The sequence below is a fragment of the Streptomyces sp. SID3212 genome (assembly GCF_009865405.1).
In the GTDB taxonomy this organism is placed as follows: Bacteria; Actinomycetota; Actinomycetes; order Streptomycetales; family Streptomycetaceae; genus Streptomyces.
Genome location: NZ_WWJY01000619.1, coordinates 1 through 9,338, shown reverse-complemented (window position 1 = coordinate 9,338; position 9,338 = coordinate 1). Strand labels below are relative to the sequence as shown.

The following is a 9,338-nucleotide window of genomic DNA, read 5'->3' as shown; positions in this document are numbered from 1 at the left end:
CGCCCGGCACGCGGGCGAGCCGGTGAGCCCCTCCGACGCCAGGCCGCACGCGGCGACCCGGCTCACCGGATCGGTCGGCGCGCCGTGCGCGTACGCGGGACCGGCGACCAGCAGCGTCGAACCCGCCAGCAGGAACGTGACGGCGCCCGCGAAGGCGGCCGTTGCGGAGGTGCGGTGACGGATCATCAGGACGGACTCCCTCGGCGGGCCCGGGGGCCCTGCGCGTAACAGTGTGCTGTCCATTACGGCCGGAGCGCCCGGGCCGTTCACCGGAGCCGTCGCCCCGGCGCCGCCGTTTCCGGGGGCGCGGCGGGAATCCGTACCCGGCATCGGGGTGAATCTGCTCATGATCGCCGGTGAGCGGGGTACGTGTCGGTCACGCGATGGCAGCGGAATCGGGCCTGTACACGACGAGGCCCGGACACGACGAGGGGCGAGACGGACATGGACAACATCTGGGCGTACGCGGCGGACTGCGGCTACGGGGAGGACCGCTCCCTGGTGGGCTTCGAGGTGGAGGCGACCGACGGGGTCGTCGGACAGGTGGAACGGCAGACGGATCACGACGGCATGCGGCACCTGGTCGTCGACACGGGCATGTGGGTGTTCGGCACCAGCCTCCTGATCCCCGCGGGCCTCATCACCGGCATCGACACCGAGACCCGGCGGGTGATCGTCGGCCGGGCCCGGGAGGAGATCAAGGCGGCGCCCCGCTTCGCCAGGGACAGCGAGACGACGGACGTGGCGTACCTGTCGGAGGTGGGCAACTACTACCAGGCCCTGGGCCCGGTCCCCGTCTCCTGACGGCTCGCCACGGGGCGGCCTGCGCCGTACGTCCCCCGGCGCCGGGTCGCCCGTCTCCCGCCTCCGGCGCGCGCCCTCCGGCGCGACCGCCTCAGACCGGGATCTCGCCCGAGCCGCGGGCGATCAGTGTCGGTGGGATCGTGAGCGTGCGGATCGGCTGGGCCGGGTCCGACAGGCGGGTGCGGAACAGTTCGATCGCCGTACGCCCTATCTCCTCGTCCCCCTGGGCGATCACCGTCAGGCCCGGCCGCAGGAGATCGGCCAGCGAGAAGTTGTCGAAGCCCACCAGCGCCACCGTGCCCAGGTCGGCGCCGAGAGCGCGGATGACGCCGAGCGTGGTTGAGTAGTTGCCGGTGATGAGGGCCGTGGCTGGCGCCGCACCGCCGAGCAGGCGCGCCAGGGCCGCCGCGATACGGTCCTGCTCGACCGGGCCCGGATGCACCATGCCGTCCAGGGGCCCGCCGATCCCGCTCAGGCAGTCGCGGAACGCCGCGGCGCGTTCGTGGCCCGTGTACACCCGCTCGTCGTCGCCGATGTAGCCGATCCTGCGGTGGCCGTGGCGGACGAGGTGCTCGAAGGCCATCCGGATGCCCGCGCGGTTGTCCGTGAGGACGGTGTCGACCGAGACGCCCGTCGCGGGCCGGTCGAACGCCACGACGGCGAGGCCGGAGTCGATCTCGGGCTGGAGGTACTGGTGGCCGTCGGCGATCGGCTCCAGGATGATGCCGTCCATGCGGCGCCCGCACATGGAGAGCACGGCCTCCCGCTCCCGTACCTCGTCGTCGTCCGTGGACATCGCGACGACGTTCAGACCCACACCGCGCGCGGTCGCCTCGATGGCCCGCAGGACGGGGTGTGCCTCCGCGATGTGCCGTACGGCCGCCCCGATCGTGCCTGTACGGCCGCTGCGCAACTGCCGTGCCCGCTCGTCCGGTTGGTAGCCGAGCGTCTCGATCGCCTGGCGTACGCGCAGAGCCAGCGCCTCACCGACCGTCACGTCGCCGTTCACCACCCGTGACACGGTACGCAGCGCGACCCCCGCCTCCCGGGCGACATCGACCATGGTCGGTCTGCGGGGGCGGGACGGGCCACGCTTTCCCGTGGCATCAGGACGAGGCACTGCGCTTCCTTTCGCTCAGGTCCGAGCATGATCGCATCGAAGCGCCGGCCGGACCGACGCTCCGAGATCCGTCCGTGACGCTGGAGGGGTTGACTTGACGTCGCGGAAACATACTGTACTTCCAAGACAACGTTATCTCGCTGTCGGGTGCACGATCCATCCCTGACGAGGGGTGCAAAAACCCTCCGTTCCACCGAACGGTTCCGGGCCCGGTCGCGCCAACTGCCCACTCGTCAAGGAGAAAGACTGAATGAAACGCGCACGCACGCTGTTCGCGACCGCGGTGGGGCTCGCCGCCGCGCTGTCGCTCACGGCCTGTTCCACCAGCGCGGGCACCGAGTCCGGGGCCACCGCCCTGACGTTCATGACGTTCGAGACCCCCGCCCTCACCGCCACCTTCTGGGACTCGTCCATATCCGACGCGCAGAAGCAGGTCCCCGGCATCTCGGTGAAGAAGATCGTCTCTCCGGACGCCGACCGGGACAAGTACGCCAAGCAGCTCCAGGCCTCGGGGCAGTTCCCCGACGTCCTCTCCTCGATCACGCCCAAGGACTTCATCGGCGCCGGCCTCCTCCAGCCGTACGACCGGAAGTGGCTGGAGGAGCACTTCACGGACCCCGACGGCAACGCGATCCAGGGCAAGAGCTACATCCCGCCCACCAACTCGCAGATCATCCCCATGATCTTCTACAACAAGAAGATCTTCGCGGCCCACCACCTGGAGGTCCCGACGACCTGGGACCAGTTCATGACCGTCGTCAGGACGCTCAGGAAGGCCGGCGTCACCCCGCTCCAGATGGCCGGCGCCGAGCCCTGGGCGGCGGCCTATCCGCTGTCGGGGCTCATCACCGCCGATGTGCTCGGCAAGAACCCCGACTGGGTCAAGGACCGGTACGCGGGCACGGTGAAGTTCACGGACGCGAACATGGTCGCCGCGGTCGGCAAATACCGTGAGCTCGTCACCGCGGGCGGCTTCGACAAGGGCGCGCTCGGCGTGAACTACAACGACGCCAACACCCAGTTCCTCGCCGGGAAGTCCGCGATGTACCCGATGGGCAGCTGGCTCATCGGCCTGATCCCGCCCGCCGACGCGGCGGACTTCGGCACGTTCCTGCTGCCGAGTGCCGGGGGCGGCACGGTCGTTCCGTTCAATACCGGCGGTACGACCTCCGTCAGCGCCAAGTCCGCCGACGTCCCCAAGGCGATGGACTTCGCGAAGGCCTGGTCGCTGTCCCGGACCAATCTGAAGACACTGATCGAGACCGACGGCGCCTTCCCCATGCTGAAGGACGTCCCCTTCGACTCCTTCGGCGCGAAGGTCACCCCGGTCTACACCGAGGCCTACGCGTACGTGACCGGCGACGCCCGCAAGGTCAGCGCGTTCGGCGAGGTCAACAACGACGACGCTCTTCCCGCCGGTCTGGTCGACCAGTTCAACGCCCTGGCACAGAAGCTGTTCACCGATTCGGACGTCAAGGGACAGCTGGCCGCCTTCGACACGGCCTGGGACAAAGCCGCCAAGTGACCGACGGTGTGAGTGTGAGGAACCAGGAAAGGATCTCCCGCAGTGCCAAGTCGCACGCCCCGCGGCGGCCGGAGTCTCGGTCTCGCGCCCCTCGCGTGGATAGCCGTCGCTCTCTACGCCATGTTTCTGCTGTTCCCCCTCTTCCAGAGTCTGTTCTGGAGTTTCACGGACAAGAGCCCGCTCCAGGGCAGGAGTGACTTCGTCGGCCTCGCCAACTACACCGACCTCTTCTCCGACGACCTGTTCCTGCACAGCCTGCTCTTCACCGGCATCGTCGTCGTCTCCGTCACCGTCGTCGCCAACACCGTCGGTCTGCTGCTCGCGATGCTCCTCAACAAGTCGACCGCGAACTACCGGGTGATGCGCACCCTCATCTTCATCCCGCAGGTCCTCTCCGGCGTGATCGTCGCCTTCATCTGGCGCAGCATCCTCACGCAGAACGGCCTGCTCAACGTCTTCCTGGTCAAGGTGGGCCTGGTCGAGGAACCGGTCGCCTGGCTGGGCAGCTCGGGGCTCGCCACGTTCTCCATCTGCGTCGTCGTCAGCTGGATCACCATCGCCTTCGCCACCGTCGTGTACACCGCCTCCCTCCAGTCGGTGCCCGCCGAGCTGTACGAGGCGGCCCGCGTCGACGGCGCCGGGTTCCTCGGCCGCTTCCGGCACGTCACCCTCCCCATGATCGCGCCCGGCATGACGATCAGTGTGGTCCTCTGCCTGATCACCACACTCAAGCTGTACGACGTCATCGCCGTACTGACCGGCGGCGGGCCGGCCAACGCCACCCAGTCGACCGCGTACTACCTGGTGACCGCGGCCTTCACGGACAACCGGTTCGGCTACGCCTCGTCCATCGCCATGGTCCTGCTCGTCCTGACCGCCCTGGTCTCCTACTCGGCCACCCACGTCCTGCGGAAGAGGGAAGCGGACCTGTGACTCTCCCCGGATTCCTCCGCCTGTCCCGGCTGGCCGGACGCGCCACCGCGGCCTGGCTCGTCACCCTGGCGTTCATCCTGCCCCTCTACATCGCGTTCGTCAGCGCGTTCAAGCACCAGGACCAGATCCTGTCCAACCCGGCCGCGCCGCCGTCGCCGTTCACCTTCGACAACATCCTCAACGCGCTGCGCCGCCCGGACCACTTGGTGCAGGCGGGACTGCTCAACTCGGTCCTGGTGACCGTGGTGAGCGTGGCGGTCCTCGTCCCGCTCGGCTCCGTGGTCGGCTTCTACGTCTCCGAACGGTCCCCGCGGATCAAGTCCCTCCTGCTCGCGCTCTTCGCGCTGGGCCTGATGGTCCCGCCGCAGGTCGTCCTGCTGCCGGTGGTCATCATGCTCCAGTGGATCGGCCTGGCGCACAGCTACCCGGGCCTCATCCTCTCCAACGTCGGCGGCGGCTACCTCTCCTTCGCGGTCTTCGTGTACGTGGGATTCCTCCGTACGGTCCCCCGCGAGATCATCGAGGCCGCACGCGTCGACGGGGCGGGTGACCTGCGGATCTGGTGGAAGATCATCTTCCCGGTCGTCAGGCCGGCCACCGCCACCGTCGCGATCTTCCTGGGGCTGTGGGTGTGGAACGACTTCCTCAACCCGCAGTTCATCCTCGGCCCGCTCCAGGGCCAGACCATCACCACCGGAATCTACGTGTCCCTCGGTGCCTATTCGACGGACTACAGCCAGCTGTTCGGGATCATGTTCCTCGCGGCGATCATCCCCCTGGTGGGATACCTGGTCAGCCAGCGGGAGTTCATCCACGGCCTGATGTCGGGAGCCTCCAAATGACCAGCCGCCCCTCGACCCTGACGACCGACGGCGTCCCGGCGCTCGACACGCTCGCCGGACCCTGGACGGACCGGGCGGAGCTGGCCCACCTCCCCTCGCTGCGCAACCAGGCGGGCCAGGGGCATGTGAACGAGGACCTGACCTCCCTGTCCTGGCTCGCCTTCCCGCCGTACAGCGGCGGTTACCACACCGGCGTCCTGCGGATCGACGGGACGCCCCTGCCCGCCAGACGGCTGCGCTGGTCCCCCTGGGGTGTGGAGCGGGAGGGCGGCGGTGACGGGCTGACCGTCCGCACCGACGTACGGATGGGCTACGAACGCAGCCGCGTCCTCTGGCGGTTGACCCTGCGCAACACCTCCACGGAGACCCGGACGGTGACCGTCGAGCAGGAACTGCTCGCCATGTTCGCCCGGTCGGACGTGGACTGGGGCTGGCTGTACGGGTGCCCCTGGAACGCCGGGCACCACCACGACTTCTACGCCACCGAGCGGCTGCGCTCCGAGGTGACCGCGCCCCGCCCCCGCCAGGTGCAGCTCCTGCCGGTGGGCGCGCGCCGGATCCGTGTCGGCAGCCCCCGGATCCCCGGCATCCAGCGGGACGAGGACTCCGCGCCGATGCTGCTGGAGTCGGAACTCCCCGACCACAGCACACCGGACTCCGGCCGGGTACGGGCCCCGGGAGCCGCCTGCGCCCTGCGGGAGGTCGCGTTGACGCGCGCCGGCGGGGCGTCGGTGCCGCTGGGGGAGCCAGGTGCCCGGCACGACATCCGGCCCGACACCGACCGGTACCTCGGCGCGGTGGAGATCGAGGAGGGGGACACACTCCACTTCCAGGTGCGGCTGGACGGCCCGGGGGCCACGGACCGTACCGGTGTGATCCTCACCCACGGCAACCACCCCGACTCACTGCAAGTCGCCCTGGAGGAAGGGCGGTTGTCACTGACCATCGGCGGCGAACGGGTGACGGCGGCGGAGCCCCTTCCGTCGGAGACCTGGCACACGGTGGCGGTACGGGTCGACGCCGAGGCCGCCGAACTGTCCGTGGACGGCGGGGTGGTGGCCCGGACCGACCCGTGGTGGGGCGGCCAGCGGTGGACCGCGCGGGTACGGGACGGCGGGGTGACCGTCGAGGACACGGGCAGCACGGCGGTGTCGTCGTACGCCTTCTCCGTTCCGCCCACCGCCCTGGAGGCGGACGGGGCACGGGCCGTGGCCCGGTGGGACGTCACAGTCGACCCAGGGGACAACGTTGTCATCGGCTGGGTGCTCGACGTCGGGGAATCGGCCGCGGAAACGCGGGAGGCCGCTTCGTCCGCCGCCGCGTCGTTCGACGTGTCCTTCGACGCGGTCGCGGACCGCTGGCGCCGCACCTGGCGGAGCGCCTTCGAACCGGGCAACGGCGAATTCTCCGGCCACCTGCCGACGCTGACCGAGGCGGACCCGGACCTGGCCAGGACGTACTACACGGGCGCCCTTCTCGCGGTCTACCTGCGCAACACCCGCTCCGGCAGCCCCGGGCCGGTGTTCCTGACGGGCGGGCCCCGGCTGGGGCCGACCACGACGTTCTTCTGGGACCAGTCCGAGTGGGGAAGGACCGCCGCCCTGCTGGAGCCGGCGGGCGTACGGGCCTGGCTGCTGGCCGCGCTCGGCCAGCCGTACGACCGCTGCCACTCCTTCGACACCCGGAACCTGCTCCCGGTCGGGAACCACTACGCGGCCAACGACCACGCGCTGTTCCGGTCCGTCCAGTCCTACGTGGGGGTCACCGGCGATCTCACGCTGCTGGGCGAAGTCACCGGCGGGCGCACGGTGTTGGACCATCTGCGGGCCATGGCCTACCGGCCGAGAGGGCAGCGGGCCTCCTTCGGCTCCGGGGTGCTGGTCGATTTCGGCGACGACGCCTGGGAGTTGCTGGAGTGTGTGCCCAACTACCGCCACGCGGTGGTGTCGTTGAACGCCGGGTACGTCGGCATGATGCGGTCGCTCGCCACCCTCCTGCGGTTCATGGGGGAACGGGAGGAGGCCGAGGCGGCGGAGGCCGAGGCGGGACAGCTGTCGGCGGCGGTGCTGAAGCAGTACGCCGGGGACGGGCGGTGGGCGGTCTCGCACCCGGACGGGAGCGAACCCATCGGCCACTGCCTCGACTTCGCGCTGGTGGCGGCCGACATGTCCGAGGACCTCACGGCGGAACAGCGCGAGGAGATGGTCCGGTTCGTCACCGGCCACCTGGTCGACGGTGACTGGATGCGCGCCCTCGATCCCGGCGACCCGATCGCCCCGCTCTCCGACCGGCCCGACCACGGCGCGGCCGGCGCCTTCGCGGCGTGGCCCGGGGCGACCGCGTACGGGCTGTGCCGCCTGGGCCGCCCGGAGACGGCGGCGGCCATGCTGCGGCGTGCCCATCGCACCACGTCGGGGGGCCTGTGGGGGCAGGCGATGGAGGTGACCCCCGACGGGAGCTACCGCGTGGCGGAACGGGGGGTGTCCAACCGGGAGAGCAACGCGGCGGTCGCCGTCACGGAGGCGGTCCTCGCGGGGCTGTTCGGCATCCGGAGCGGATTCACCAGCCTCACCCGCGACCAGGGAGCGGCGCGGAGCCCGTACGGCCGGCTGGAGAACATCCGGGCGCTGGGCTTCGACCTCCGGCGGGACCACCAGGACCCGGTGTAGGACGCCGGTGGGTGGGCGGCGGCGTACCGTCGCCCACCCGGCCGGATCAGGAGTTCTCCGCCAGCCACGGTCTGACCTGGCGGCGGGCGTGGTGCAGGCGGGACTTCACCGTGCCCAGCGGGATGCCCATCCGCTCCACGATCTCCGCGTACTCCATCTGACAGATGTCGCGGTAGACCAGCGGCTCCACCAGGTGCGGACTGTCCCGTTCGAGCCGCTCCAGCGCCTCCAGCAGGTCCACGCGGGACCCGGCGATCACACTGGTCGTCCGGGGATCCGCGCGGCCCGTCACCTCAGCGGACAGGGGCATCTCGCCGGCCCGGCGCTTCAGCTCGCGGTACTTCTGCCGGGCGCAGTTGGCCACCACCGTGTAGAGCCACGTACTGAACCGGCTGCGGCCCTCGAAGCGATGGATGTGGCGCGAGACCTGGAGCAGGACGTCCTGCGCGGCCTCCTCGGCGTCCTCCCGGAAGAGCAGGAACCGGCCGCACCGCCGGACGGTCTCGGGCCAGATCTCCCGCAGGAGCTGGTCCAGGGCCCCCTGGTCACCGGCGGCGGCGCGCGCCGCCAGGGCCTCGGTGTCGGGTGTCCAGGTCATGGGGTATGCGTGCAGAGTGAAATCACCCAGGCATGATAATCACATGTCTTCACCTCAGTGGATCGGTCGCTACCGCGTCGAGCGACGCCTGGGCACGGGTGCCTTCGGCGTCGTGTGGCTGGCCCACGACGACCGGCTCCAGGCGCCCGTCGCGATCAAGGTCATGGCGGAGAACTGGGCGTACCGGCTCGACATCCGGGAGCGGTTCCTGTCGGAGGCACGGCTGCTGCGCCGCGCCGCCTCCGACGGACTCGTCCAGGTCTTCGACATCGGCGAGCACTCCGAGGACCGGCCCTACTTCGTCATGGAGTACGCGGACCGGGGCACCCTGGAGGACCGCCTCGCCGCCGGGCCGCTGCCGGTGGCGGAGGCGCTGCGGCTCACCGCCGCGGCCACCAGGGGAGTGGCGGCGCTGCACCGCGCCGGGGCCGTACACCGGGACATCAAACCGTCGAACGTGCTGGTCGCGACCGCCCCGGACGGCGGGGAGCGGGTGCTGGTCGCGGACCTCGGCCTCGCCAAGAGCCTGGCGCAGGCCTCCGGGCTGACCCTGACCGTGGGCTCCGCGGGCTATGCCGCGCCCGAACAGCTCGACCAGAGCGACGGCATCGACGCGCGCGCCGACGTCTACAGCCTCGGGGCGCTGCTCCACCACCTGCTGACCGGGGCGGTCCCGGGCCCGCCGGGGAAGATCGTGCCGCCGGACCGGCTGCGGCCCGGGCTGGCTCCGGCGGTCCGGCGGGCCGTCCTCCGGGCCCTGGAGAGCGACCGCGAGCGGCGGTGGCCGACGGCCGAGGCGTTCGCGCTCGAACTGGAACGGCTGGCGGGACAGGCCGACAGCGACCCG

At 70.7% G+C, this 9,338-nt stretch carries 8 protein-coding genes and 1 pseudogene; 6 read left to right on the top strand and 3 right to left on the bottom strand.

Features of this window, described 5'->3' with window-relative positions:
• Positions 1–186, bottom strand: a pseudogene (locus GT042_RS18545) (chitin-binding protein); the annotation flags it as partial.
• A 258-nt stretch (positions 187–444) separates the two neighbouring features.
• On the opposite strand from GT042_RS18545, the gene GT042_RS18540 reads away from it, so the two are divergent.
• Entirely contained in the window at positions 445–804 is a 360-nt protein-coding gene (locus GT042_RS18540; protein ID WP_161309834.1) for a PRC-barrel domain containing protein, read from the top strand.
• 91 nt (positions 805–895) lie between these two features.
• Here the strand turns inward: GT042_RS18540 and GT042_RS18535 are convergent, their stop codons facing one another.
• Entirely contained in the window at positions 896–1,924 is a 1,029-nt protein-coding gene (locus GT042_RS18535) for a LacI family DNA-binding transcriptional regulator (RefSeq protein ID WP_345943825.1), read from the bottom strand.
• Positions 1,925–2,174: 250 nt separating this feature from the next.
• Between GT042_RS18535 and GT042_RS18530 the strand changes: the two genes are divergently transcribed.
• The 4 genes from GT042_RS18530 to GT042_RS18515 are packed head-to-tail and all read left to right on the top strand — an operon-like array spanning position 2,175 to position 7,893.
• Positions 2,175–3,449 carry an extracellular solute-binding protein gene (locus tag GT042_RS18530; protein ID WP_161309832.1) on the top strand — a complete coding sequence of 425 codons (1,275 nt, stop codon included), beginning with the start codon at positions 2,175–2,177 and terminating at the stop codon, positions 3,447–3,449.
• A gap of 42 nt (positions 3,450–3,491) precedes the next feature.
• Complete coding sequence (locus GT042_RS18525) at positions 3,492–4,382, top strand: sugar ABC transporter permease (protein ID WP_345943824.1); 891 nt, start codon at positions 3,492–3,494, stop codon at positions 4,380–4,382.
• Positions 4,379–5,224 carry a carbohydrate ABC transporter permease gene (locus GT042_RS18520; RefSeq protein WP_345943823.1) on the top strand — a complete coding sequence of 282 codons (846 nt, stop codon included), beginning with the start codon at positions 4,379–4,381 and terminating at the stop codon, positions 5,222–5,224. The genes GT042_RS18525 and GT042_RS18520 overlap by 4 nt, the downstream gene beginning before the upstream one ends.
• Entirely contained in the window at positions 5,221–7,893 is a 2,673-nt protein-coding gene (locus GT042_RS18515; RefSeq protein ID WP_161309831.1) for a laminin G domain-containing protein, read from the top strand. The genes GT042_RS18520 and GT042_RS18515 overlap by 4 nt, the downstream gene beginning before the upstream one ends.
• A 46-nt stretch (positions 7,894–7,939) precedes the next feature.
• On the opposite strand, the gene GT042_RS18510 is transcribed toward GT042_RS18515, so the two are convergent.
• Positions 7,940–8,491, bottom strand: a complete 552-nt coding sequence (locus tag GT042_RS18510) for an RNA polymerase sigma factor (RefSeq protein WP_161309830.1) — start codon at positions 8,489–8,491, stop codon at positions 7,940–7,942.
• A gap of 43 nt (positions 8,492–8,534) precedes the next feature.
• Here GT042_RS18510 and GT042_RS18505 point away from each other — a divergent pair.
• On the top strand, positions 8,535–9,338 hold an 804-nt coding region (locus GT042_RS18505), incomplete at its 3' end, for a serine/threonine-protein kinase (protein ID WP_161309829.1).

Excerpts from the sequence above, each read along its gene's own strand:
- GT042_RS18510 (WP_161309830.1), bottom strand. The coding sequence starts at position 8,491 with ATGACCTGGACACCCGACACCGAGGCCCTGGCGGCGCGCGCCGCCGCC.
- GT042_RS18540 (WP_161309834.1), top strand. The coding sequence starts at position 445 with ATGGACAACATCTGGGCGTACGCGGCGGACTGCGGCTACGGGGAGGAC.
- GT042_RS18515 (WP_161309831.1), top strand. The coding sequence starts at position 5,221 with ATGACCAGCCGCCCCTCGACCCTGACGACCGACGGCGTCCCGGCGCTC.
- GT042_RS18530 (WP_161309832.1), top strand. The coding sequence starts at position 2,175 with ATGAAACGCGCACGCACGCTGTTCGCGACCGCGGTGGGGCTCGCCGCC.